Raw genomic sequence first — 26,374 nt, forward strand, 5'->3', positions numbered from 1 at the left:
GATGCTCTTTTACAAATTTACAACAGGCAACCGGTTTTTAGGAGGCTGCCTGTTGCAAATAATTAACCTAAAATTTGTTTCCTGATCTCTTTCCTAAATTCCTCGCTGCCAATTTCCTGTCTGCGGGCGTACAGGGCGTTGGCATCCGCCCCGGCTACGTACCTTATCCTGTCTTTACCATCGGTAGCGGCTTCGTAAACTACCTGCGCAATTTGCTGGGCGCTTGAGGCCGATTCCATCATCACATCTACAAGGCCAAATAGTTTATCCTCTATCTCCTGGTAAGCGCCATTGGAGTTTCTGTCGAGCGATCTGCCTAAAAAATCCGTAGCGATACCACCCGGTGCCACGGTTTTGATGCCGATGTTATGCAACCCTAACTCAAACGACATACCTTCTGACCAGCCCTCTACCGCGAATTTGGTAGCATGGTAAATAGAGTGCAGCGGGAATGTTAAAAAGCCCCCCATAGAAGTAGTACTGATGAACAAGCCGCTTTTCTTTTCCCTGAAGTACGGAATAAAAGCCTGCGTAACCCGTATTACGCCCAGCAGGTTGGTGTTAACCTGTTTTAAAACCTGCTCGTCGCTCAATGCTTCTAACGCGCCCATCAGCCCGTAGCCGGCATTATTAAATACCACATTAACCGGATGCAAGGCAATTGCTTTAGCTACGGTAGTTTTAATCTGTTCGGGGTTGGTAACATCAAGTGGTAGCAGGGTAACGTTTTCCAATTGCGATAACTCTGTTTCTTTTTCGGGGTTGCGCATGGTGGCAATTACATTCCAGCCTTTTGATTGAAATAGTTTGGCGGTGGCTTTACCCAAACCTGTTGATGCGCCTGTTATAAAGATTGTATTTTGCATTTTTTGTGTTGTTTAATATTACAATGCAAAGGTGCACTCATCATAAATACTGCTTGTTTCCAAATGGGGGATAGTTGTATCCAAATAGGTTAATTTTAAATATGCTGTTTTATAACATCTGTAACTATATGTTTTTTCAGATAATAATTTTGAGCTATAATATATTAACCGCAATTAAATCCATGGTAATAATAAGCTGTTTACCGCTATTACAGAAGGCGTTTACACCCTCAACATACAGGTAAAAACACCTGTTTTTTACTTATATATTGAAAAGGTATTTTTTAACTATACATTTATATACATATTAAATGAATCTGTTTTTTAGGTTGGATTTTAATATGATAGGTCAAAACCTTACTAAACTTAAATAATACCATATACCTAAAATCTGAACTCACATGAAAAAAACACTAACTCTTTGGGCTGCTTTAGCATTTTTGGCCGTAATAGCTTTTATTGGCTATAGTTGCTCCGGCAATAATAAAGCTACAGGCGATGCGGTGAAAACCAGTTTAGCAGATACCGCTAAACAAAACGGCGCTTTCCAAAACCACCGCGACTCGGTGCCATCGCCACAGCAATACGGCGATTCGCTTTTTGTGCTTAGCCATGATTATCCAACAACATTTAAACCGGTTGTTAACCCATCATGGCAAAAGGCTTTAAATGGGCAGCCCATATCCGATAACAATTATATAGCCTACATGGATTCCTTAAAAAGCTATGTAGCACCTAATGTATTGCCCTTCTTTAAGGATAACAAAAATTGGACATCGGCCAAATATGGCTGGTTTAATGAGCCCTGGGTAGGTGCACAACGTGAAGCCATTTTAGGTACTTACTTAGGTAACGGCAACCCCGCCAACATGTTCAAAACATTAAAAGAAGATGAAGCCGGCTATGCCCTGGTGTTATATGACTCTGTAGCGGCTTACACCGTTGGGCAAATTTGGGGTAAAACCGGCCAAAAGGTTAACCTGGCCAATGATGCCGCGCAATTTAAAGAAGGCAGCGTGATAGTAAAATTTGCTTTCTCAAACGTTAACTATCCACAATGGCCGGTAATGAAGGGAGCGCAAACCTTTAGCGTTTATGATACCATCCCAACAAAAGAGAATCCTAAAAAAGGATACCAGATGAGAAAGGTGAGCTTTTTTCAGATGGATGTTATTGTAAAGGATAGTAAAACCGCACCTAAAACGGGTTGGGTTTACTCTACCTTTGTGTATGATATGGACGCACCGGGAACCGACTGGGATAAAATGGTACCGCTTGGTGCCATGTGGGGCGATGATCCGGGTGTAAACAGTCCGCTTACGCCACCGTATCCAAAATTATCAGAAACCTTAATTAATGCCAAAGCACCGGCTTATAGTAAAGAAACCCTGGGCTGGGGCGGCCGCTTAAGCGGACCTAATGACGGTGCCGTTGCGCAGGTGGCTTACGATATCAATACAAGTAAAAAGTACACCAACCTGGCATTATCATCCTGTATGAGTTGCCATAGCCCGGCGCAGGATTCATTTAACTCGTTCCTGTTACCTGGTCCGTTCCCTACCTCAGATAGCTTAAAGGTGTATACCCCTGGCAGCAATGATTGGAATTTATGGTTCCAGGATAGGGCAGGCAATGTACCTTTTGATAAAGGACAGGTAGCCATGGATTATGATATGGTGATGGCATTTAAATCGGTACTGGCTTACCAGGCCGCGCACCCAACCGGCCAAACCAAGCTGCTGCTAACCAAAAAGGCAGCTGTTGACAGGTTTAGAAGACATAATACCAACAGCAGGTTCTGGCATTAATAAAAACCTGGTTACCATAACAAGAAAGCCACTCCTGAAAACAGGAGATGGCTTTCTTTCAATATGATATAAGGTAATAGCGCCCAAGTTTTCCATAAACCTAATACTAAAATCACAACACTATGAGTTCAAACAACAGCTCTTATGAAGTAATCCGGCTGCTTCAATACCAGATTGGAGTGGATGCCAATTTTGCAAACGCGCTAACCAATTCATTAATCGCGGCAAATACGCAGGCAGTAGCCAACCTTGATACCGATTTATACAACGCATTTAATACCATATACTCCAATTACGGTTGGCCGCTTAATCCGCAGGATTATTTAAGCTACCTAACCATTTTTGCGGAGGTAATTCCCAGCGAAAATACAGGCGCGTATGATCCCTGGCAAAACACCCCGGGTGTAAATGGTTATAGCAGGGAAATTTATGATCGGCTGTGCCAGTTTTATTGGCTGATAGACCAGGGGGCTGCTTTTACACTGCAGGATTATGTAAGCCCCTTAAATGGTTTTGTTTTTGCCGATTGGCTGGTAGCCTATGCCATTGCCTGGGGTAGTTTCCTGGACACGCCAGCCTCGTTAACACCAGAGTCGCTACAATCTTATCAAAATGATCCCGAATATAACCTGCAGGATTATTCAAACGATTCGCCTAACTGGGTTTCATTCAATACTTTTTTTTATCGGCAGTTGAATACAACTCAGCCCGACGGCACACCTATGCGCCCCATTGCCAATCCCGGCGATAATACCATCATCACTTCGCCTGCCGATTGTACTTTTAAAGCCGTTTACCGGATTGACGGAGATGGAAATGTGTTAGATACCGATGGTAATGCTACCACCGTTACCCTGAAGGAAACGCATACCATCGGTAATATCAACGATTTATTAGCCGAAGGCGGCAGCCAGTATGCCGCTAATTTTTATAACGGAACTTTTGTTCATTATTTTTTAAGTCCTTTTGATTATCACCGTTTTCATACCCCGGTAAGCGGTACTGTATTGGATCTGGCTGCCGTACAGGGGAAAGTTTACCTTGCCGTTAATATAACGGACAATCAGTTTGATGCGCCCGATTCATCTGAAGATGGTTATGAATTTAGCCAGGCCAGGGGCGTGCTGGTCATAGATACCAGTACCAGCGACTCTAACGTTGGCCTGGTGGCTACAGTACCTATTGGCATGTGCCAGGTATCATCTGTAACCATGTACACCGATGAACTCCAGGGGACTGAAGTTGTTAAGGGGAAGGAGTTTGGGCATTTTGCATTTGGCGGATCGGACATCATTATGCTTTTTCAACAACCTATTAATGAGCTTAAGCTGATCACCAACGTGGCAAACGCGCAGCCGCCATCAAGCTATCAGCCAACTAATCCATTCCACTTTAAATACGGCGAAGTGTCGGTTATTATTATAGGATAGGTTGCAGTAGCAATTACCTGCAATTTCGCCCCGACCTGATTTTCTGATGTAGAGATCGAGTCGGGGCGGAATTATTTGATGAGATGAATAAACTACTTAACCCAAGCTCAACGCAACTATCCCCCCAAGTATCAACGCGCTTGCAATAAGCCTGCGTTTACCGTCATCTTCATTAAACACCTTCGATCCCATAAACACCCCCAATAAAATGCTGGTTTCCCTTGCCGGCGCAACAACGCTTAGTGGCGCGTACTTTAAGGCTTCCAGCACCAATATATAAGCGGCAGGGCTTAATAAAGCAATAGCAATCATAATCCATTTGTGTTCCTTTATCTCCCGTTTCAATTCATCTTTCTGGCGTATCACAAATGGGAACAGGAAAATAGCGCTAAAAAGATTCGCAGTAAGTGTGAGTATTAATGGCGATACGGCGTAATTTTTTACGGCGACCGCGTCGTTAAAAGTATACAGGGCAATAAACAGACCGGTAAGCAAACCGTATGTAATGCCCGGGATGATTTTGTTGTTGTTCTCCTTTTTGAAGCTTAAGCCCGTAATAATTAAAACCCCGCCAACAATCAGCAACAAACCTGCTACCGAACTAAACTTTAATTTTTCGTGCAGAAACAATATGGCAACTATAAATGAAACCAACGGTGCCGATCCGCGGGCCAACGGGTACACTACCGAAAGATCGGCCTTGAGGTAGCCTTTTTGTAGCACAATAAAATACACCAAATGCAGCACCGAACTGCTTAACGAAAACCACAATAGCGTATGCGAGTAAACAGCTTGCCCTTGCTTTGCCTGGTAAATTAAAACAGGCAGAAACAAAATATTACTGACAATATATTGCAGCCATATAAATGGGGTTTTACCTTTTGTTTTTTTAGCGAGTAAATTCCACGAGGCATGCAAAATAGCCGCCGTAAGCACCAGCCCCAGAACGTATAAACTCATGTTAGTATAAATGTAAAGTAGGCTGCATAATGTTGGTGTAAAATAAATATAATTTTTGCGTGTTATTGATCCGCTTTACAAGGTTTTGTACCTACGGCACATAGCTTGTTTTTTTTGCTTTTTGCTACAAAGCTTTTCCCCCTACTGGGGATTAAACGAACTTCCCGGCGAAAACTTCCCCCGCACGTATAAGGAGCTTCTGTCCTTGATCCTTTATCTTTCCATCCTTACTCCATCAAACCGTCTTGATTCTTGACTCTAATCTCTTGACTCTTCTTACTTAAGTCTCACCACCAAGCCATCCATCTCTTCCGTCACCCGCATCTGGCAAGCCAGGCGGCTGTGTTCATCGGCGTTGGGCAGGGTATCCAGCATATCAAGTTCGTTATCGCCGGCGTGAAAGCATTGCTCGGGGCCTTCTATTACTTCTACGTGGCAGGTGGCGCAAAGGGCCATACCGCCGCAAGTTGCCAGTACATCATATTCTGATGCTTTCAAAACCTCCATCAGGCTTAGGTTTATTCCTTCGGGAATTTCAACGGGTTGGCGAACCCCTTCGCGGTCTTCAATAATTAAGTTGATCATGGTTAAAAAGCGGTTATGCCGTAAACGGTGGTGTATTTAAAACTCAGTTTTTGCTCGGGGTAAACATATTTGAACGCGCTCTGGGCCATCAGTGCGGCTTCGTGGAAACCGCAAAGGATAAGCTTTAATTTACCGGGATAAGTGTTGATATCGCCGATGGCATAAATGCGCTCTACGTTGGTGCTGTAATCTGTGGTATTCACTACGATGGCAGATCGGTCGATGTTTAAGCCCCAGTCGGCAATTGGGCCAAGTTTTGGGCTAAGGCCAAACAGCGGGATAAAATAATCGGCCGCTATGTGGCTGGCTTCGTTGTTCCTGTCCAATAGAGTTACCTCCTGCAAATGACCTTCGCCGGTTAGGGCGACTACGTTTGATTTAAGTACCAGGTCTATCTTGCCTTCTCTGGCCAGTTCAAAAACTTTTTCGGCAGAATCTGGTACTCCCCGGAAAGTATCGCCCCGGTGAATGAGGGTAACGCGCTCGGCAACGTTCGATAAAAAGATGGCCCAATCCAGCGCGGAGTCGCCGCCGCCGGCTAATACCACTTTACGGTTGCGAAACAGCTCGGGATTTTTAACCATGTAGGCAACGCCCTTGCCTTCAAAATCAAGCAGGCGGTCAATCTCGGGTTTACGGGGTTCAAAACAACCGAGGCCGCCGGCAATTACCACCACCTGGCAATGTACAGTGGTGTTATCATTCGTTTGAATAGTGTATGATCCGTCGTCATTTCGGTTAAGGGTTTCCACCCGTTCGCCTAAACTAAAAGTAGGATGGAAAGGGGCAGCTTGCTCCATTAGCCTATCCACCAGTTGTTGGGCGGTCACTTCGGGGTAGCCGGGAATATCATAGATAGGTTTATGCGGATAAATCTCAGAAAGCTGACCGCCCACCTGAGGAAGTACGTCAATAAGGTGACAGCGCATTTTTAATAAACCCGCTTCAAAAATCGCGAATAATCCAACCGGCCCTGCGCCGATAATGCAAATATCAGTATCAATATGTTCCATAACCTGCCATTTAATTCAGCACTCAAATGTGGCTGTATTGCAGTTGGTAAACAAATGATATAAAGTAATATATGATTACTTTAAGTTATAATTGGCGAGGCAAAAACGTTTGAAAAGTTCAATCAGTTTACTGTTTTTTCCGTGAAGTTGAATAAACTGAAAGGTGCGAAAAATCTCCAATCCTTTTACATCAATAATGCTAAGCTCATTATATTTTAATTCACTCACTACCGATTGTATGGATAGAAAAGTAGCTGTTTCCGAGTATAAAAGGTATTGTTTGATGGCGATGCTGCTCTCTAACTGAATTTCGATATTCAGATCCTTCGGGCTAATCTCGATGCCGGCCAGGGCATCGTAAATAACATCTAATGTACCCGAGCCTGCCTCGCGCAAAACAAGCGGAATCTCCAATAATTGTTTCGGATTGATCTCGGCCTTTTTGGATAACTTATTGTTTGCCCTGGTCACCAGCACAATCTCGTCCTTGGCAAATGGCGAATAGGCCAGTTGGGGCGAGTGGGATGAGCCCTCAATGATAGCGATATCCAGTTTTTCATCCAGGATCATTTGCGAAACCTGGTCGGTATTGGCCTGTATAAAATTAAAGGTGATCTCTGGGTATGTTTTTTTGAACATAGCCAAAATTTTGGGCAAAATAGTTTGGGCTACCGTGGTACTGGCACCAATGTGCAGGGTGCCGGCTTCCAGGTTGTTAAGCTGGGCCAATTCGGTTTCGAGCGCGCTATAGGTTTGGAAGATCTTATCGGCATACTGCACCAAAATTTTACCGGCGGTAGTAAGGGTGATGTTATTGCCGTTGCGTTTAAAAAGCTGTACGCTAAGCTGTTGTTCCAACTCCTTAATGTGCTTGGTTACGGCAGGTTGGGTAATAAACAGTTCATTAGCCGCTTTGGTAAAGCTAAGCCGCTGCGCAACCGTATAAAAAACCTTAAGGCGGAAATCGAAGATCATCGGTTAAATGTAGGTGTTTTAAATTTAATAAAAAGAGCCTCACCCTGCCCTCTCCAAAGGAGAGGGTTCTTGAATTGCGTATTGGAGATGTAAAAAAAGCTACCATGCTAATAAAAGTCCTCTCCTTTGGAGAGGATTTAGGTGAGGCTGTGCTATCTTTGCAACTATGACAGGAAAATCGCCCAAGGAATCGTATACCATTATGAATGAGCTGGTATTACCCAATGATACCAATACATTAAATAACCTGATGGGTGGTCGCCTGCTGCACTGGATGGATATTGCCGCCGCCATATCGGCCCAAAAACATTGTAATCGTATAGTGGTCACGGCCTCGGTTGATAATGTATCCTTTCAATCGCCTATAAAGTTAGGCGATGTGATTAGCATTGAAGCTAAGGTTACCCGCGCGTTTAATACTTCCGTTGAAGTCAGGATGGATGTATGGGCGCAAAATATTCCATCAGGTACCAAGGTAAAAAGCAACGAAGCCTATTACACTTTTGTAGCCCTCGACAAAGAAGGCAACAAAACCCAGGTACCGGTATTGTTGCCCGAAACGGAGGAGGAAACCGCTTTATATGAAGGCGCGTTGCGCAGAAGGCAACTACGTTTAATTTTGGGTGGTAAAATGCTGCCTGCCGATGCTACAGAACTGAAGGCCCTTTTCTTTGGTGAGCAATTGCCCCTTAATTTGAAGGACTAAGTGCGTAACAATTAGCGGCCTGCGTAATCTAAATGGTATAAATTAAAATTAACGGCCATGAGATACTTCCTTTGCTTTTTAATGCCGCCCCTGGCCATCTTAACAACTGGTCGTATCGGCGCGTTTATCCTCAATATATTTTTGACGCTTTTTTTCTGGATTCCGGGCGTAATCCACTCCATATTAGTAACCAGCGATTACTACGACGCCAAAAGGCACAGGCAGTTAATGCGCGCGACCCGCAGAGCGAGGTGGTAGTGGGTGAGTAGTTGTGATTGGGTTGATTAAGAGAGTGGTTGATTAGGTTAGATTAAGTTAACTTGTTATTTAATCTAACCTAATCAACTTATTCAACTCACTCCAACCTAATCAACTCAATCAACCACTCTCTTAATCAACCAAAATTCACCATATTTGCCTCGATGCAAAAAGGTAAACTTTTAATTATCGACGACGAGGAACGCCTGCGTAACCTGATGGCCCGCATTCTTCAGTTAGAAGGCCACGAAGTAATTACAGCCGGCACAGCCAAGGAAGGGTTGCGTAAATTACAGCAGGAGTACATTCATGTGGTACTCAGTGATGTTAAGCTGCCCGATATTGATGGTATTACTCTTACCGAAACCGTAAAAAAAAATTACCCCGCTACAGAAATTATTGTACTTACCGCCTACGGCACCATCAATGATGGTGTAAGGGCTATTAAGGCCGGTGCCTTTGACTACATCACCAAGGGCGATGACAATGAAAAGATTATCCCGCTTGTAAGTAAGGCTATGGATAAAGCCCTGTTGCAGCAAACCGTGATGGAACTGCAAAGTAAACTGAACGATAAGTTTGGTTTCGAGAGGTTGATTGGCCGGTCGACCGCCATTGGGGATGTGATTAAACTGGCCCAAAAGGTAGCACTTACCGATACCACCGTTTTACTTTTAGGCGAAACCGGTACCGGGAAAGAGATTTTTGCCGAAGCTATTCATCAGGCCAGCAACCGCAATACCAAATCATTTGTGGCCGTAAACTGTAGTGCCTTTACTAAGGAATTATTGGAGAGTGAACTGTTTGGACACAAAGCCGGCTCGTTTACGGGCGCTTTAAAAGATAAAAAAGGACTTTTTGAAGAGGCCAACGGCGGCACCATCTTTTTAGATGAGATAGGCGAACTTGACCAGGACCTGCAAGCCAAACTACTGCGGGTATTGGAATCACAACAATTTTTAAAAATAGGCGATACCAAGCCCACCCAGGTCAATGTACGCATCCTGGCGGCCACTAACCGTAACCTGCTTAACGAGATTAACGAAGGGCATTTCCGGTCGGATTTGTTTTACCGGCTTTCCGTTTTCCAGATTACGCTGCCTGCCCTGCGCGAACGTAAAAAAGACATCAAACTACTGGCCGAATACTTTATGCAGTATTTTGCCTTGAAGGTTAAAAAACAGGTTAATGTTTTGAGTGATGAATTTGTAACCAAACTGGAAGCCTACCCATGGCCCGGTAATATCCGCGAACTCAAAAACGTAATTGAACGCGCCGTAATTCTTACGGATAACAATATCCTTGATGACAGTTTGTTACCTTACGAAATCCAACAGCAACAAATAAAAACAGGCGCACCTGTATCTGCCTTTGATCTATCGTCGGTAGAGAAACTGCATATACAACGCGTGCTTAACCATACCCACGGTAACCGCGCCGAAGCAGCTAATTTGCTAAATATCGGGGTGGCAACGCTGTATAGGAAGTTGAAGGAGTATGGGTTGGAATAATCCCAATGCCACTACCCCGGTGTCATGCTGATTATTTCAGCACCCCACATGCTTCGTGTGGCCATTAAAGCAATACGAAATTATTTGTACAAAAGTAAAACATTGGCCCGCTCAATCGCCGCGGGAAGGGCTGTTACTTTTGCTTGATCAAAAGTAACCAAAAATCAAGTCAGCAGAAATGCTTCTTTGCGCTCGTGACCTCTGCCCTGCAAAACGGGCAAAACCTAGGCTGGGATTATTTTGCCCTCGCCCGCTTTGTCCCTACCGCAAAAACTCCCTATGCCCTGCCTCCGCATAGCCCCACATTGTTTTGCCCGTTTTCGGCCGAAGCTGTTCTGCTGACGGGGAAACTAAAATCCGTCGTGCAATAAAGCACGAACCCACCAACGGTTAACCGCAAAAATCGGCATTGACGGCTTCCGAAGCACAGACTCTGCCAGATCATTAACATTGTGGGAGCCGGCGCAGCCGAGAGTTTTCTTTGGTTACTTTCTTTTGCGGAAAAAGAAAGTAACTACCACTGGCAGTCAATAACCACAACCGACTGCTAATAAGCACAGACTTTATGATAATCGAAAACCGACACTATCTTGTAGAAACAACAGATATTGGGCCGCTCAATCGCCATGAAAGAGCTTGCCCAAATGCGTTTAATAGAAAAAAGTTTCGGTTATAATTTTGTCGTCTTTTACGCCAAAAACGGCTATTTCTGCTACCTGTAAGCGTTGCCCGTTTTTCAGGGTCATGTCGCGGCCCATGGCCAGGCTAAAATAGTCGCCGCCAACCACCGGTTCGCTGCTGAAAAAGCTATGCACTTCTGCTATAATTTCTTGTCTGGCTTTTGATTTTGCTAAAACGGCTTCAATGCCCTTTGTTATGGTAGGTACGCCTATTGCCTGTGCATGTTCCGGTTCCGTGCAAACAATATCGGCACTGTAAAGTTGCTCGTAAATTTCTGCTACCTGTCTTTTCTTAAAAAGATCATAATATTGATTGGCTAATTCCTGTGTTGTCATTTGCTTTTCTGATTAATTGATAATCCAAAGGTAGTCTGTTGTTTGATACTTAAAGTGTTAAATAGTGTTGTATATTTGCTCAATCGTATTAATTTTATCGCATGGACGCTTTAAGTACAATATTAGATGCAACCGGGCTAAGATGTGTTGTTTACAGCAAATTTACCCTGGAAGCTCCCTGGGGACTGGATATTGTTAAAGACGAAAACTCGCAGTTTTGGCGGTTGATAAATGGCAGTTGTACTATTGGAGCGCCGGATGGTAGTGTTATAGAAATGGCTGAGGGCGATTTAGTATTTGTGCCGCATGGCAGTGCCCATTGGATAGCCGATAAAGCTACAAGCTTACGTATTCCGTCGCCTCAATTTGTTAAGGCCCGCCGGGAGGGAACGCCTATTTTTAATAGTGGCGGCGATGGAACCAACCTTGTTGCCGGCCATTTCGAATTTGATTACCAGTCTTTACATCCTTTTTTAAAGGATCTGCCATCAATCATTCACATCCGGCAATATAGTACAGAAAACCAGCTGTTGGTAAAGCAAATAACGCAGTTAATGTTTGACGAACTCCATAATGAAAGACCAGGTAGCAGCATAATGTTGAAATGCCTGTCGGAAATTATGTTTGTCAATATCATCAGGAGCTACCTTGAGCAAGCCCCGCCAGATAGTGGTTTTCTTTCCGCGTTAAATGACCCGAGGATCAGCAAGTCGCTAAAACTAATCCAGGATTCGCCCCAAAACAACTGGACACTTGAGTCCCTAGCATCAGAGATTGGTATGTCCCGGTCTGTTTTTTTTAATCAATTTAAAAAGCTGGTGCACGAAACTCCTTTAAGCTACCTTACCAATTGGCGTATCAGGCGCGCGCAAAAGTTATTGATGGCAGATCATGGCAATGTATCAGAAGTTGCAGCCAAGGTAGGTTATCAATCGGAAGCGGCCTTTAACCGTATTTTTAAATCAAAAACGGGGTATACTCCCGCTGCTTACAGAAGAAGTAAGATTTTTAGGTGATATAGGATTTTTGAAAAAACAATGTTGTATGAGCGCAGCGCGGTATTCCCGTAATTATATAGAGCGATTTATAGAGAAACAAGATCATTCATCCCTGGATCATGCTTGTTCAGTCCCCGCCTCCTAAATACACATCATTGGGGGTTGCATATCCCGTAGAGGGCTTGAAACAAAGATGACTTCACCTTTTATAACTTGCCATGTGTAGGTACCAAACCTTACAAACTTTTATAATACAGCGTGGTTAATAACAAAATCGTCACATCGTTTTACACTCTTAAGTATTTTTCAATTTCAATCTTATCCGGAGCTATTTCTCTTTAAAATCGACATAAATAGAAAAAATCTATCAAAACAAAAACTATATATCAATTTAATCTATATCATTTTTTTAATCAACTCTCCCAATAATTTAAAACTTTTATCTACCACATCATCATAAGTTATCCCAAAGCTGATGCGGATAAAATTGGTGTACCTGGCATCGGTGCTAAAAATTTGACCGGGAGCAATACTGATGTTTTGGGCTATAGCCGCCTGGTATAATTCAAAAGCGTTTACCTTTTTATCAAGCTCAATCCATAATGCGTAGCCCCCATTTGGGCTGCTTATTTTTGTACCTGGCGGGAAATATTCTGTTACCGCCTGGGCGTATCGCAGGCTTTGTGTGTATAACGCTTTACGCAAATTACGCATATGTAAATCATACCTGCCCGTTTCAAAAAAATGACCTATAGCTGCCTGCGTTGGCGTGGCCGATGTAATGGTATGCATCATTTTTATATTGATGATCTGATCTTTAAATCTGCCGGGAATGCACCAGCCAACCCGGTAGCCCGGCGCTATTGACTTACTTACCGAGGAGCATAACAATACCCAACCTTCCGTATCATAACTTTTGCAGGTACGGGGGCGGCTTTTGCCAAAAAATATCTCGCCATAAATATCATCTTCAATCAACGGTATCTGGCGTTTGGTTACTAAATCTACCAATTGTTTTTTACGATGATCGGGCATGCAGCTGCCTACGGGGTTGCTAAAATTGGTTACAAACAGGCAGGCTTTAATCTCCACTTTATCCATAGCCTCGGCCAGGTAATCAATATCAATGCCCGTTTCCGGGTCGACAGGAATTTCCAGCACTTTTAAATCAAGACTCAGCATTACATTAAAAATGCCGAAAAAAGTAGGGCTTTCAATGGCCACTGTATCACCCGGTTTGGTAAGCGCGCGTAGGCAAAACACCAGCGCTTCCATACAGCCCTGGGTAGTTACCACATCATTAGCCGTGATATTGCCACCCCAGCTAAAAGCATTTTTGGCTATTTGTGTACGCAGCGATACATTGCCCTGCAAGTTCTCGTAATGAATATTACCACTCGGGCTTTTACGAATAGCCTCCATCATTGATTTACTAAGCTTTGCCAGCGGAATTAAACCAATGGGCGGCGATGAGCGGGATAGCCCCAATACCGTGGCTTCGCTCATATTCTGGCTCACCAGCCTGATCATCTGGCTTACGCTGGCTTGTTCTATCTTCTTTAATGGTGGTTTAATTTCGGGCGGGCGGCTAATGCGGGAGGGCAACACTTTTACGTAATAGCCCGATTTGGGTCGCGCCTCTATCATACCCATATTTTCAAGTTCCACATAAGCTTTATAAGACGTGCTCATGCTGATGCCCTGCTCCTGGCTTAAAGCCCTTACAGACGGCAGCTTATCGCCAGATTTAAGCAGTTTTTGTTTGATCTGATTTTCAATACGCGTTACTATCTGGGCGTACAAAAAATCATCATTAGTCGCGGTTATTGTTTTTTCCATCACAAAATCTGTTATGGTCAAAATTAACAAAACTGAATCTGTTTTGCTATAGCCAGATACTTTTACTTTGTATTATTATAATTTATTGAAAAGATGGAATTGCAGTTAATTGATTATCAGCCCCAATACCAGCCTTACTTTGAAAAATTTAACAAAGCCTGGCTGGAGGAATTTTTTGTAGTTGAACCGCTGGATAAATGGGTATTGGAAAACCCCGAAGAGGCAATGCTTAACCAGGGAGGTAAAATTTACTTTGCCGCGGCCGCCGATGTGATTATTGGCACCGTAGGTTTGCGTTTTATTGAAGATGGTGTTTTTGAGCTCACCAAAATGGCTGTTGATAAGGCTTATCATGGTGGTGGCGCGGGCAAGTTTTTATGCCAGGCAGGTATTGATAAAGCCCGCGAAATGGGAGTAAAAAAACTAATCCTTTTTTCAAGCAGGATATTAAAAAACGCCATCCATATTTATCATAAACTGGGCTTTACCGAAATCCCGGTACAACCCGGCACTTATGGCCGTGCGGATATTATGATGGAGATTAATTTTTAACAGATAATTACGAAAGCGATGGAAGTTATCCCATTAAGTACCGAAGAGATAACCGTTTTAAGGAACAAAACCAAAGGCACCCAACACAGCATACATTTTAACAATGCCGGGGCATCCCTACCGCCCGATGTTGTAATTGATACTATTACCGCCTATTTACAGGAAGAAGCCATTTACGGTGGCTATGAAACCGAAGCCAAATACCAGGCAGAGCTGGACCAAACATATGATGCTATTGCCCGATTGATTAATGCCGACAAGGATGATATTGCGTTGGTTGAAAATGCCAGCGCAGCTTGGGGCACGGCCTTTAACGGCATTGATTTTAAACCCGGCGATGAGATCATTACCTGCGAAATGGAATACGTAACCAATTTGTTGGGTTTCATAAACGCGCGGCAAAACCATGGTGTAATTATCAAAATTATCCCGAACAACGACCAGGGTAATTTTTCACTCAGTGCTTTGGAGGCCGCTATATCATCCAAAACCAAACTGATAGCCATGACGCACATTGCATCAACGGCTGGCGGCATGATCCCGATTGTAGCCATTGGTAAAATTGCCAAAAAGCACGATATTCTTTACCTGGTAGATGCCTGCCAAAGTGCCGGGCAATTACCCGTCGACGTTAAAGAAGTTGGCTGCGATATGCTATCGGTAACCGGGCGCAAATACCTGCGCGCACCGCGTGGTACGGGCTTTTTATTTGTAAAAAAGTCGGTTCAGGATAAACTGAAGCTGATGGTTATTGATGGCTTTAGTGCTCCTGTGGTTAGCCTGGATGATTTTACGCCGCGTAATGACGCACGCCGGTTTGAATTATATGAAAAGAACCGCGCCCTAACCCTGGGCCTGGGCAAAGCAATTGACTATGCGCTCAACATCGGCATTGACCGCATTTGGCAACGTGTTCAATACCTTGCCGGGTTGCTAAGGCAAAAATTAGGCACCATGACGGGCATCACCGTTCATGATTTTGGGGCCGAGCAATGTGGCATTGTAACTTTTTCTGTAGATGCAGTGGATAGCATACTGGTAAAAAATAAACTGGCCGATAAACACATTAATGTATCGGTAGGTAAAGCAATCTCCACGCTTATTTATATGGATAAAAATCACCTGGCAAGCAATGTGCGGGCGTCGGTGCATTATTATAATACCGAGGAGGAGATTAGCAAATTGTGTGAAGAGTTAGCAGGGTTGATTGGGAATTGATAAGGAATTGAAATAACGGTATAAAAATCGTCATTGCGAGGCACGAAGCAATCTCTACACACGCAAATCAGCTTTGAAGTTTCGCTCTGTATAGTTTGGAGATTGCTTCGTGCCTCGCAATGACGATTCTATAAATCACTCAATCTCTGTTTTTTCCCTCCTCTCAGCTACCTGCTCTTCCCCTACATGTCAGCACAATTTAATATTTACCTAACGCATTATTAAACACTTCTTAACATCGGCACTAAATACCTACTTTTGAATCCCGATGTTAAGAACCCTTTTCAGTTTTTGCCGATTCTTTGTCTTTTGGATCATTATGGCCCTCATTTGCAGGGTTATATTTGAGTTATACTTTCATGACAAGCTTACCGGTGCCAGCGCTTATGAAATATGGCAAACTTTTGTATACGGCATCCGCATGGATGCCTCTGTAGCGGGTTACATCAGCATTATCCCCCTGCTTGTTTTTAGCGCAAACTGGTTTACCAGGTACAACATCAAGTCGGTTTGGCTTAAGTTTTATGTTAACCTGGCCATTTTTATCATCGGCATTATTACCGCGGTAAACGTTAACATCTTCAGAGAATGGGGTACCAAGGTAAATTTCAGGGCGTTTGACGTTTTCTTTAACGCGCCATCTGAAGCCTTTGCCGCGGCCAGCTCATCTCCATTGTTTTTAACTTTTTTACTTTTCGCAGCGGTATGTACAGGCGGCTATTTCCTGGCCAGGTATGTTATCGATTTTAATTTTAAAAAGCCCAAAGCCCCTCTGTTAGCAAAGCCTTTCATTATTGTTTTACTGGCGGGTTTAACCCTGTTTTTTATCCGTAGTGGCTTACAGCTTGCTCCTATTGCCCAAAGCAATGCTTACTTTTCGGCTAAACCCATCCTTAACCAGGCCGCGCTGAATACCGAGTGGAACCTGATTCAAAACGTGGTTGAAAACATTGAAACGCCCGGCAACCCATACATTTTTATGCCAGAGGCTAAAGCAGCCGCTTTGGTTGATAGCATGTACGCGCTAAAAAAGGACAGTACAGTTAAGATCCTCAACACCGATCACCCCAACGTAGTGATCTTTCAGCTGGAAAGTTTTACTGCCGACCTGATCGCTTCCCTCGGCGGCGAAAAAGGTGATGCCCCCAACTTTGAAGATTTTATTAAACAGGGTGTCTTGTTCGATAATATTTACGCCGCTTCGGATCGTACGGATAAAGGCATTATAGCCATTTTAAGCGGATTCCCCTCACAGGCTACGCGCACCATTATTATTGATAACGAGAAACAGCAACAACTACCAACGCTAAGCGATGTATTCAAAAAACAAGCCTATAACACCTCATACTTTTATGGTGGTGAAAGCGAGTTTATGAACTTTAAAGCTTATTTGCTAAGCCATAAAATTGACCACCTGATAGATAGAAACGATTTTAAAACCCAGGAAATGAACTCCAAATGGGGCGCTCATGACGACATCCTTTTTAAAAAGAACATCGGCTTTCTTAACAAGCAGCCTGAACCATTTTTTAGTTACGTGCAAACGTTAAGTAACCACGAGCCATTTGAAATACCCACAGCGCCACATTTCCCCGGTGATGATTTGAGCAATAAATTCAGGAGCACAGCTTATTATACCGATGTCAGTTTGAAACAATATTTTGACGCCGCTAAAAAACAAAGCTGGTACAAAAATACGCTGTTCATTTTAGTGGCAGATCATGGTCACCGCCTGCCGCTCAATATTTCGGAACCTTATATGCCGCGTAAATATCATATCCCGGTACTGTTTTTGGGCGATGCTATTAAACCGGAGTACAGAGGCCTACGCATCAATAAACTTGGCAACCAAACAGATATAGCAGCTACCCTGCTTGCCCAATTAAATCTTCCCCACCGACAATTTAAATGGTCAAAAAACCTGCTGAACCCATACGCCAAAGACTTCGCGTTTTTTGATTGGGATAACGGGCTGGGCTTTATGCTGCCCAAACAAGCGGTAACCTTTGATATGGCCGGCAATACCATAAGTTATATACAGGACAAAAAAGCGTCGGCATCATCTGTAGATGAAACCTTGTTATACGGCAAAGCTTTTATGCAGATGGTGTTTACAGATTTTGTAAAGTTTTAAGCAAGCAATTCCGGCTTAAACCTCTTCGCCAACAACCCGGTAGCTAAATTGATGTCAATATCCGCAACAAAAACTCCCGCTTCCCGATAGGGTTGCCAGGCAACCAAACGACCATCAGGGGCAATCAATGATGTGGCCGACTCGGGGTATTTGGATGCATAATTAACGCTGGCAAAATAAATAGTGTTCTCTAAAGCCCGCATCATCATCGCCTTTTCATAATATGGATTACTAACTGCACCCCATTCTGTTAAATGCGGACCATCAGCATCACTGCCTGTACCATGCGGGTGAAACACAATTTGAGCGTCCCGCATAGCCGCCCACCGTACCGATTCGGGATAACGGAAACCCTCATGGCAAATGGTAATGCCAAACTTTACACCGTTCACTTCAAAAAGTTCGCGTTTGGTACCGGGTAGCCACAGTTTATCTTCTGTGGGATCTAATTGATTTTTGGTTTGATAACCCAACGGTTCGCCAGTAGCCGAAATTACGTGGGCCAGATTATAAATACCATCGGCTAAATGCCAGTCCATGGGTATAATAATGGCGATGTTATTTTCTTTCGCAAAAAGGCGCACACTTTCTAAGGCGGCTGTAAGGATTTCGGGCGTACGATCTTCTAACTTAAACTCGTGCCACGGATAACCGGGGATATACGATTCAGGGAAACAGATAATTTCCGCACCTTGCCCTGCAGCTTCCTTTACCAATTTTTCAACCCAGTGCAAAGCGTCGGCAATTGATTGGGGGAAGGGAGGTGTGGCTAAAGCTACTTTCATGGTGTTGCATCTTGAGGTAGGCTAAGATAAATAATTTGTCACTAAGCGGTAATCATGCAAACAATACTTGCGTGGTATATTTACTTGCTGTTTCTTTATTAATAATTTCCAATGATGGCCAAACGCAATACAGATACCGCCCGCATTTACAAATCGGGTTTTGATTTTTTGAACCAATTAAAAGATAATAATAACCGCGACTGGTTTAACCTGCATAAGCCCGATTACGTAGCAGAACTTGCCCTTGTTGAACAATTTGCTGATGCCTTATTGCAAGAACTTAATCTGCACGACCAGATAGAAACCCCTACGGGCAAAAAAAGCCTGTACCGCATTTACCGGGATACACGCTTCTCTAACGATAAAACGCCTTATAAAACCCACTGGAGCGGTAGCTTTAAACGGGCAACCAAACGCCGCAGGGGTGGCTACTATTTTCATATTGAGCCGGGTAACAGCTTTGTGGGCGGCGGCTTTTGGGGACCAAGTCCGCAAGATTTGAAGCTCATTCGGGAGGATATCGCTTTTGATGATGAGCCTTTACGTAAAATATTGAGCGACGAAGCTTTTGTATCCACATTTGGCAGTTTAAAAGGCGAGCAACTAAAAACTACGGCCAAAGGCTTTGATGCCGATCATAAGGCTACCGACCTGCTACGATACAAGCAATTTTTACTAATCCGTAAGTTTACCGATGAAGAGGTTTTAGGCGAAAATTTTTTGCAGCTGGTGAACAACTCTTTTAAAAACATGCGCTCGTTTTTTGATTACATGAGCGATGTTTTATCTACCGATGTTAACGGGCTGGAGCTTTAGCAACATTGGATTTTTAACGAGTTTTTTAATTCCCTCCTTGGGGAGGGGCGCGGTGGCAAAGTGCGTAAATGCAGAGAGGGGTTTAAACAAGCGACAAACGCCAGGTAGTGAAACAGCCATTTAACCCCTACCTCCTCCTTCCTCAAGGAAGGAATCGCACGGCCCGGCGCTTTTGATACTCGCACCATGCACTGTTAACTAAAGCAAAAAATACAAAACCACTGATTAATAAATAATTACCCATTAAACTCTCCCCCAAAAACGATATTTTTATAGCCAATTATTACCCGTAATGACAACATTAACCAAAACCCGGATCACTTCTATTGATTTTTTACGTGGCACCATTATGATTATCATGGCGCTTGATCACGTGCGCGATTATTTATACTCCGGTTCGTTCATATTTGATCCACTGGATTTGGATAAAACCAGCGTCATTTTATTTTTTACCAGGTGGGTTACGCACTTCTGCGCGCCCATATTTATGATGCTTGCAGGCACTTCGGCATTTTTAATGGGTCGTAAAAAAACCAAGGGGGAGCTATCGGTATTTTTAATCAAACGCGGTTTGTGGCTGGTATTTTTGGAACTGGTGGTAGTAAACTTTGGCTGGAATTTTAATATAACCTTCCCCATGCTGCTATTTATTACCATATGGGCTTTGGGCATCAGCATGATTGTGCTGGCGGGTTTAATACATCTGCCTAAAAAATTCATCCTGGTTCTTTGTTTGGCGGTAGTATTTGGCCACAATCTGTTAGATAATGTTCATGTGCAGGGCAACAACCTGGCCGGCTTTGGCTGGGCTTTTCTGCATGATCAGCGCCCATTCTTTTGGGGAAAAGAAATCCTGTTGGTGGGTTATCCCATCATCCCATTGGTAGCTATTATGCCACTGGGCTATTGCCTTGGTGAATTGTTTACGCCGGAATACAGCGTAGAAAAACGCAAAAAACTATTGCTGATGATTGGCGGTGCGGCCATTCTTTTGTTTATAGTGATCCGCTACCTTAACTTTTACGGCGATCCGGTTAAATGGACCGTGCAGAAAACGCCGTTCTTTACCTTCCTATCCTTCATTAAAGTAAATAAGTACCCGCCATCTTTACTTTATGTATTGATGACGCTCGGCTCGGCGCTTTTATTCCTGTCCTTTACAGAAAAGCTGCAAAACGGGTTGGTAAAAGTGGTATCTGTTTATGGCAGGGTGCCTATGTTTTATTACCTCATCCATATCTACATCATCCACCTGATTGCCATGATCGCTTCGGCATTTACGCCTGGCCAAAACTGGCATATCTGGATATTGGAGCAACCCATATGGTTTACAAGCAGTCTTAAAGGTTACGGATTTTCGTTACCGGTAGCCTACCTGGTTTGGGCAGCTATTGTAATTGGCCTGTATCCGTTGTGTAAACGATACGATGCCTACAAGCAGGCGCATAAAGAAAAATGGTGGCTAAGTTATTTATAGATCGGTGGCCAGCGGCAGGCTGAAATAAAAGGTACTACCCTCGCCCACTTTACTTTCGGCCCATATTTTACCCTGGTGGCGCTTTATAATTTCGGCACAAAGGTAAAGCCCTATGCCAAAGCCGGCTATGTGTTTAACTTCGGCAACATTAACCCGGTAATAACGGTCAAATATCATAGGTAGCTCGGCGGCGTCAATGCCCATGCCTTTATCTGCAATGCTGATAGTGACAAACGCGTTGCTTTTTGAACAAGCTACCTTAATTGGGCTGCCCGCAGGCGAGTATTTTACCGCGTTACTGATCAGGTTATTAAAAACCTGCCCTATTTTTTCTTCATCGGCATACAGCCATGTTTCGGCACAGGGATCAAAAATCACCTCATGACCGGTAACCGTCATCGTGATTTCTTCAGCGATATCATGTATCAGATCGGCAAGGTTAAACCGATGACTGTCAATCTGCATTTTACCCGATTCCAGGCGCGACACATTTAAAAACCCGTTAATCATCCGGGTCATTTTGGCGTGTTGCTGCACGGCACGCTCCAGCATGCCAGCTGTAACCATATCCCCACTTTCTGCAACCCTTTTTTGTGAAACCTGCACATAACTGGTGGCCGATGTTAGCGGCGTTTTTAATTCATGACTCACCATATTGATAAAGTCATTTTTGCGCTGCTCGTTTTCTTTAATGTCAGATATATCGCGCGTGGTACCGGCAACGCAAATCACATTACCATCGGCGTCAATAACCGGCGATAGAATATAATCATAAACACGGCGGCCAAGTGTAGCATGTGGAAAAGCCACTTCGCCACGCACAACCTCGCGGGTAGCTATAATATGATCTATCTCTCGTTCGTGCATTTCGGCGTGCCAGGGTTCATAACCGTTGGCCAGCAGGTTTTTACCAATAGCTTCATCCCAGGTTTTACCCCACATGGTAAGCAGGGCCGGGTTGGCATAGGCAAAAGTATAATCTAAGGCAAAAACGTAAATTAAATCGGGGGTGTTTGATGTAATGGTTTCGTATAACCGTTGCTGCTGCTCGGCGGTATCTTTAGCCAGTTTCAGCTCCTCCTCCATCCGTTTACGAGCGGTAATATCTGTAGCTGTTCCAAACCATTCAACAATTTCCTTATCATTGTTCAACACAGGTATCGCACGGGAAGCCGTCCATCCAATGGTTCCGTCGGCCTGCAGCACGCGATGCTCTAACTGAAACATGCCCTTGGTACCAATAGCGTAATTAATGGCTTTTGTAACTAATAACTGATCAAGCGGATGAATGTATTTTTGCATCCAATCGGTAATGGGCTGCCCTGTATCTGTTAAAAAATTGCCCCCTTCTAACTGGTGCATGATGCTCCAATCGGGGCTCATGCGGTAAATCACGTCAGATGTGGCTGTTACAAGCGCGCGGAAACGCGCTTCGCTTTCCTGCAACCAGCTGTTTTCTTCAAAAGATAAATTCATAAACGTGACTTAGGCATGGAATTATAGCTAAAAATCCAAATTTAAACAACATTTACCTCTATTTGTTCTGCCTGTTTTTTCTTTTGTAAAACTATACTACACCTCCTAAGAATAACGCTATCAAAGCAGGTGCAACCCTTATTTAATCACCTGCCATTTTTTAATAACATACCGCGAAGCCTTGAATTTACCCACGCGCTTAACAGTACCCTTGCTGTTGGCCCACAAAAGGTTAACAGTATTATAGCTATCGTTTTGGTAATTAAAGCTTATGCCATCATCTTCAAATAACGTGGCATTAGCAGCGGCGTTGCCATATACGTAGCAGGTAAGCTCAAACCTGGTATCGGGCTTTACAAATTCTACCGGTTGAGCCAGGGGCAAAATAGTTCCCTCTTTTACAAATAAGGGCAATTGGGTAAGGCTTGGTTTTATGGTGTATTGCTTACCACCTTCATATTTTTGGTTGGTATTAAAATCGTACCAGGTGCCCGCAGGCAGGTAAACTTTACGCTCGTCTTGCTTTTCGGTTAGTGGGGCGGCAAGGATGCTGTTGCCTATCATGTATTCGTCAGATAAATTGAATGTATTTTTATCCTGCGGGTAGTCGATCACCAAAGCTCTGAAAACCGGGACACCTTTAAAGTGATAATCGGCAAAAGCGCTGTACAAATAAGGGATGAGACTCATCCTGAAGTTGAGCAGGTTGCGGATATCGGCCTCGGTTTCCTTGGCATTTTCCATCAACTCCCCTTTGTTATTCTTTTCCCGGTTAATTTGCAGCCATGGCGGATTTTTAAGGTACCAGGAATTAAACAGCGTTTGGGCCGATAGCACAGCGGTTTGGCTGCGGCGCATAAAATCTTTAATGGAGTTTGATTCCCTCACCTCGGGCGACCATAACATCCCCGCGAAACCCGAATTAAGGATCATCCGGATATACTCGTTATGTTCATAAGTATCGCTGTATAAAACCGCCGGGATTGATGATGCAAAAGCATTAGAGGCCCGCACATCCAGGTAGGTACGCTGGTTTAGTTTTTTGTAGATGCCGTAAATTGTTTTTTGATAAAGCAAACCAAACAACTGATGCATCTGCTCGCCATCAATCCCCGAAGGAAACGGCTCAGCTCGGGGAAACTCCAGGTATCGCTGCCAAAAGAGATATTGGAGTTATCGCACTCATCCATTTTAAAGCCAGAAATGCCTTTGCTTACAAAAGTTTGCTCATGATAGCCTGCAAACAGGTTACCGGCAGCGGTATCGGCAAAATCGGGTACCAGTCCTCCCCATACCAGGTAATTACCGGCTTTGGTTTTTAAAGGTTCATACAGGGGCGATTTTGGCGATACAAAAGCATGCTCCCAAAGGTTAAGATGAAACCCTTTGTTTTTCATGCTATCAATAAACTGGTTAGGTGTAGGGAAAAAATCTTTATTCCATACGTAGGAGCATGAATAAGCAGCGGTTTGCCAACGGGGTTCTAACCCAAATACATCGCATGGAATATGGTTATCCCTGAAATAAGCAGCCATTTTATCAACCTGGTATTGGGTAAAATCGGCCTTAACCCGGTATTTTACGCCCAGCCCCCAAATAGCGGGCAAAGCGCCACCGCCCGAAAACAGGTTATAGCGCTGTATGGCATTCTTCAAATCGGGCCCTTCAAAAACAAATACATCTATCCCTTTGGCACCAGGAATGTCTACCGTTACAGCGCCGGAAACTTTATTGTCGCTTTTATATAACTCCTCTACAGAGTTACCGCCCCCGCCATTCGCGTTTTTTTTATTGCCAGTGTTCAACTTATCGGTAGTACCACAATAAAAGGTGGTATAGCGCGAGGTGTTTATTAATATACCATAACCTTTGTTAGATACATAAAACGTAGCCGGGCCATGGGTGTAGCCCAGGTCGTTAAGCGGATTATCATTTACTATCGGTCTTTTTTTTAACCCGCGCTGGTTAAATGAGCCTATCTGCATCCCAAAACCATATAGCTGTTCGCTATCATCCAGGGGCACTTCAACAACCACTCCCCTTTCTGTAACATTTATTTTAATGTCATTGATATTGAAAGGGAGCTTACTGACGGGCAATGCAGCCAAAGCAGCGGTATTGGGGAGTTCATTACAAAAAGCGTAGGGCGTAAACCTGTCAGGACTACCAAGCGAAACCTTTTGTACACCTGGTGCCACTTTTATCGTTTGACCAAAGGCGCCGATTATGGCAAGCTGAAAAATGATAGACACTTTAAATCCAATAGCGATAGTTATTTTCATAATTTTTTGTTGAATTCGCCATAAATCACGGCAACTGTAGATGCTTAACAAAAGAACGATTTTCTGTTACAAAAACGAAGAGTATACCTCATGTTTAAGATTGCTATAGCGCAAACTATCCCCGACAATTAAAACCATAGCAAGCAAAAAGCCCCGCGGGCCGCGGGGCTTAAGCCTATCTTTTGTTTGGTTTTATTGGGCTATGAGTTTCCATTGCTGGTTATAACTTGAACCCTGGTACCATTGCTGCATAGACGATCCGTTTGTGGTGTTACCTCCCGTATCAAGGCATTTGCCGGTTGTAAGGTTAATTACCCTGTAATAACCATCGCCTGTTGAAACCAATGACCACCGTTGCGTATTGGCGGTGCTTACCACATACTGTTTAACTGTTGAGCCATCGGTAGTATTGGTAGATACATCAAGGCACTCTTTACCGGTAACACAGCTTAAGGTATAATAACCATTGGTGTAACTGATGTTCCATTTTTGGTTGGCGCTTGTACCATCTGCCCATTGCGATACAACTGCCCCATCGGTTGTACTGCCCAGGTTATCCAGCATCAGGCCCGAGGCGCGATTCTGAAGTTTGAAACGGCCATCTGCCACCGGTCCCTGCCATACCGGCGATGCGGTTAGCAACCATGACCACCTGAACATATTGGCAGCGCCGGGGCTAACCTCTACAAGGTTATTATTTGCCTGGTACCAGCGGTAGGTATCAATATCATTAACACCCGACCATGCTATGGTTCCCATAGAATTGTCGCGCGCATAAGTAAGCGCACCCGTCAGGAAGGCCTGATCAACATACACCCCGGTATCCCACTGCTGATAAAAACTCATATTGCGGAATGTTTCGATACCAATTTCTGTTACTATGGTGCGGGATGCGTAAGACCCTGTACGGGTAGACATATTGCTATAATAGCTTGACCATACATTGTATGAACCCCAAAACCACCAATAGCAATGAAGCCCAAGGTATTGGTTGGTTAAGCGGCTATCGGCCCCAACGGCGGTAACATCGGCAGCGTACCCGGTGCCATCCAAAATGCATTTTCCTGTAGCCGGGCTAAATGTGGTTAAGAAACCGGCATATAAATTATTCAAATCGGTACTTGAGTAATCAACCGGCTCATTAATTGGTTCATATAATACTGAAGCGTTGTTTTTGTACACCGTGTTTACACTTGCCCACATGGTGTGCCATTGAGCGGTATCCGGCACATGGCGTACCCCAACAGGCCAATAGCAAAGTACCACTTTGCAGCCATTGGCTACAATGGCGTTAATTGCAGCCTGGTATACCGGCCAATACGTTGAGCTTTGCGGTGTCCAGGGGTTTATTGGCATCCTGATGGTAGTACCTCCGCTTGTTTTCACAGCACTTGAAATACTGGTAGCCAGCGCGGCGGCCTGTGTTGCCGTAAGCGATGTTGTCATCCCGCTGGGCAAAACAACCCTGCTATCTCCCTCATTACCGTTGGGATCGGCCCAGTTTATACCACGAAAACTGTTGGTATTGGTGGTTGACAGCGCAAATGACTGTTTCCCGGTTGGGGTGATGGCTACACCTGGATTTTTTTGAAGAGGATTTTTTGAACAGCCCGCTAACATGACTACCAGGCAGCATACTGCCTGAAAAATTACAATCTTTCTCATTTTG

General features: G+C 44.0%; 23 protein-coding genes. 11 read left to right on the top strand and 12 right to left on the bottom strand.

From position 1 onward, the window contains the following. Nucleotides 1-62: 62 nt before the first annotated feature. The gene (locus tag QWZ17_RS06370; protein ID WP_290304225.1) at nt 63-866 is read right to left on the bottom strand and encodes an SDR family oxidoreductase; all 804 of its coding nucleotides are present in this window, start codon (nt 864-866) and stop codon (nt 63-65) included. A 401-nt stretch (nt 867-1,267) separates the two neighbouring features. Between QWZ17_RS06370 and QWZ17_RS06375 the strand changes: the two genes are divergently transcribed. Continuing rightward, nucleotides 1,268-2,674, top strand: coding sequence for a hypothetical protein (locus QWZ17_RS06375; protein WP_290304226.1), 1,407 nt, complete (start codon nt 1,268-1,270; stop codon nt 2,672-2,674). A 122-nt stretch (nt 2,675-2,796) separates the two neighbouring features. Beyond that, entirely contained in the window at nt 2,797-4,104 is a 1,308-nt protein-coding gene (locus QWZ17_RS06380; RefSeq protein ID WP_290304227.1) for a phosphatidylserine decarboxylase, read from the top strand. 96 nt (nt 4,105-4,200) lie between these two features. Here the strand turns inward: QWZ17_RS06380 and QWZ17_RS06385 are convergent, their stop codons facing one another. The 4 genes from QWZ17_RS06385 to QWZ17_RS06400 all read right to left on the bottom strand — a co-directional run bounded on the left by QWZ17_RS06385 (nt 4,201) and on the right by QWZ17_RS06400 (nt 7,637). Next, nucleotides 4,201-5,064 carry a DMT family transporter gene (locus tag QWZ17_RS06385; protein WP_290304228.1) on the bottom strand — a complete coding sequence of 288 codons (864 nt, stop codon included), beginning with the start codon at nt 5,062-5,064 and terminating at the stop codon, nt 4,201-4,203. A 276-nt stretch (nt 5,065-5,340) separates the two neighbouring features. Beyond that, the gene (locus tag QWZ17_RS06390; protein ID WP_290304229.1) at nt 5,341-5,649 is read right to left on the bottom strand and encodes a 2Fe-2S iron-sulfur cluster-binding protein; all 309 of its coding nucleotides are present in this window, start codon (nt 5,647-5,649) and stop codon (nt 5,341-5,343) included. Nucleotides 5,650-5,651: 2 nt separating this feature from the next. Beyond that, a complete protein-coding gene (locus tag QWZ17_RS06395; protein WP_290304230.1) occupies nt 5,652-6,662 on the bottom strand; it encodes an NAD(P)/FAD-dependent oxidoreductase in 1,011 nt (336 codons plus the stop codon). Nucleotides 6,663-6,737: 75 nt separating this feature from the next. Continuing rightward, on the bottom strand, nt 6,738-7,637 hold the full coding sequence (locus QWZ17_RS06400) for a LysR substrate-binding domain-containing protein (RefSeq protein WP_290304231.1): 900 nt from the start codon (nt 7,635-7,637) through the stop codon (nt 6,738-6,740). Nucleotides 7,638-7,803: 166 nt separating this feature from the next. On the opposite strand from QWZ17_RS06400, the gene QWZ17_RS06405 reads away from it, so the two are divergent. The 3 genes from QWZ17_RS06405 (at nt 7,804) to QWZ17_RS06415 (ending at nt 10,112) form a co-directional block, all read left to right on the top strand. Then, on the top strand, nt 7,804-8,343 hold the full coding sequence (locus QWZ17_RS06405; protein WP_290304232.1) for an acyl-CoA thioesterase: 540 nt from the start codon (nt 7,804-7,806) through the stop codon (nt 8,341-8,343). Nucleotides 8,344-8,400: 57 nt separating this feature from the next. Then, nucleotides 8,401-8,601 carry a YqaE/Pmp3 family membrane protein gene (locus QWZ17_RS29725; RefSeq protein ID WP_259091456.1) on the top strand — a complete coding sequence of 67 codons (201 nt, stop codon included), beginning with the start codon at nt 8,401-8,403 and terminating at the stop codon, nt 8,599-8,601. 164 nt (nt 8,602-8,765) lie between these two features. Beyond that, nucleotides 8,766-10,112: a sigma-54-dependent transcriptional regulator gene (locus tag QWZ17_RS06415; protein ID WP_290304233.1), complete on the top strand. Its 1,347-nt coding sequence runs from the start codon at nt 8,766-8,768 to the stop codon at nt 10,110-10,112. Between the two features lie 650 nt (nt 10,113-10,762). Here the strand turns inward: QWZ17_RS06415 and QWZ17_RS06420 are convergent. After that, entirely contained in the window at nt 10,763-11,128 is a 366-nt protein-coding gene (locus QWZ17_RS06420) for a nuclear transport factor 2 family protein (protein ID WP_290304234.1), read from the bottom strand. Nucleotides 11,129-11,229: 101 nt separating this feature from the next. On the opposite strand from QWZ17_RS06420, the gene QWZ17_RS06425 reads away from it, so the two are divergent. After that, nucleotides 11,230-12,144 carry an AraC family transcriptional regulator gene (locus tag QWZ17_RS06425; protein ID WP_290304235.1) on the top strand — a complete coding sequence of 305 codons (915 nt, stop codon included), beginning with the start codon at nt 11,230-11,232 and terminating at the stop codon, nt 12,142-12,144. A 378-nt stretch (nt 12,145-12,522) separates the two neighbouring features. Here the strand turns inward: QWZ17_RS06425 and QWZ17_RS06430 are convergent, their stop codons facing one another. Further along, a complete protein-coding gene (locus tag QWZ17_RS06430) occupies nt 12,523-13,965 on the bottom strand; it encodes an aminotransferase-like domain-containing protein (protein ID WP_290304236.1) in 1,443 nt (480 codons plus the stop codon). A 93-nt stretch (nt 13,966-14,058) separates the two neighbouring features. On the opposite strand from QWZ17_RS06430, the gene QWZ17_RS06435 reads away from it, so the two are divergent. The 3 genes from QWZ17_RS06435 to QWZ17_RS06445 all read left to right on the top strand — a co-directional run bounded on the left by QWZ17_RS06435 (nt 14,059) and on the right by QWZ17_RS06445 (nt 17,869). Continuing rightward, the gene (locus QWZ17_RS06435) at nt 14,059-14,517 is read left to right on the top strand and encodes a GNAT family N-acetyltransferase (protein WP_290304237.1); all 459 of its coding nucleotides are present in this window, start codon (nt 14,059-14,061) and stop codon (nt 14,515-14,517) included. A gap of 18 nt (nt 14,518-14,535) precedes the next feature. Next, a complete protein-coding gene (locus QWZ17_RS06440; protein WP_290304238.1) occupies nt 14,536-15,735 on the top strand; it encodes an aminotransferase class V-fold PLP-dependent enzyme in 1,200 nt (399 codons plus the stop codon). 319 nt (nt 15,736-16,054) lie between these two features. Next, nucleotides 16,055-17,869, top strand: coding sequence for an LTA synthase family protein (locus tag QWZ17_RS06445; RefSeq protein WP_290304239.1), 1,815 nt, complete (start codon nt 16,055-16,057; stop codon nt 17,867-17,869). Here the strand turns inward: QWZ17_RS06445 and QWZ17_RS06450 are convergent. Then, complete coding sequence (locus QWZ17_RS06450; RefSeq protein ID WP_290304240.1) at nt 17,866-18,654, bottom strand: carbon-nitrogen hydrolase family protein; 789 nt, start codon at nt 18,652-18,654, stop codon at nt 17,866-17,868. The two genes, QWZ17_RS06445 and QWZ17_RS06450, sit on opposite strands and share 4 nt — an antisense overlap. A gap of 111 nt (nt 18,655-18,765) precedes the next feature. On the opposite strand from QWZ17_RS06450, the gene QWZ17_RS06455 reads away from it, so the two are divergent. After that, the gene (locus QWZ17_RS06455; protein WP_290304241.1) at nt 18,766-19,470 is read left to right on the top strand and encodes a DUF2461 domain-containing protein; all 705 of its coding nucleotides are present in this window, start codon (nt 18,766-18,768) and stop codon (nt 19,468-19,470) included. Between the two features lie 292 nt (nt 19,471-19,762). Next, nucleotides 19,763-20,947 (top strand): acetyltransferase domain-containing protein, encoded by a 1,185-nt coding sequence (locus tag QWZ17_RS06460; protein ID WP_290304242.1) that lies wholly within the window; start codon nt 19,763-19,765, stop codon nt 20,945-20,947. On the opposite strand, the gene QWZ17_RS06465 is transcribed toward QWZ17_RS06460, so the two are convergent. From QWZ17_RS06465 to QWZ17_RS06480, 4 genes are all read right to left on the bottom strand, one after another. Then, the gene (locus QWZ17_RS06465) at nt 20,942-22,423 is read right to left on the bottom strand and encodes an ATP-binding protein (protein WP_290304243.1); all 1,482 of its coding nucleotides are present in this window, start codon (nt 22,421-22,423) and stop codon (nt 20,942-20,944) included. The two genes, QWZ17_RS06460 and QWZ17_RS06465, sit on opposite strands and share 6 nt — an antisense overlap. A gap of 138 nt (nt 22,424-22,561) precedes the next feature. Beyond that, entirely contained in the window at nt 22,562-23,518 is a 957-nt protein-coding gene (locus tag QWZ17_RS06470; RefSeq protein WP_290304244.1) for a glycoside hydrolase family 31 protein, read from the bottom strand. Further along, a complete protein-coding gene (locus QWZ17_RS06475; protein WP_290304245.1) occupies nt 23,458-24,705 on the bottom strand; it encodes a TIM-barrel domain-containing protein in 1,248 nt (415 codons plus the stop codon). Before QWZ17_RS06475 ends, QWZ17_RS06470 begins: the two co-directional genes overlap by 61 nt. A gap of 192 nt (nt 24,706-24,897) precedes the next feature. Beyond that, nucleotides 24,898-26,370, bottom strand: a complete 1,473-nt coding sequence (locus QWZ17_RS06480) for an RICIN domain-containing protein (protein WP_290304246.1) — start codon at nt 26,368-26,370, stop codon at nt 24,898-24,900. Nucleotides 26,371-26,374 lie beyond the last annotated feature (4 nt).

Origin of the sequence: Mucilaginibacter flavus (assembly GCF_030409315.1) — a bacterium.
GTDB lineage: Bacteria > Bacteroidota > Bacteroidia > Sphingobacteriales > Sphingobacteriaceae > Mucilaginibacter > Mucilaginibacter flavus.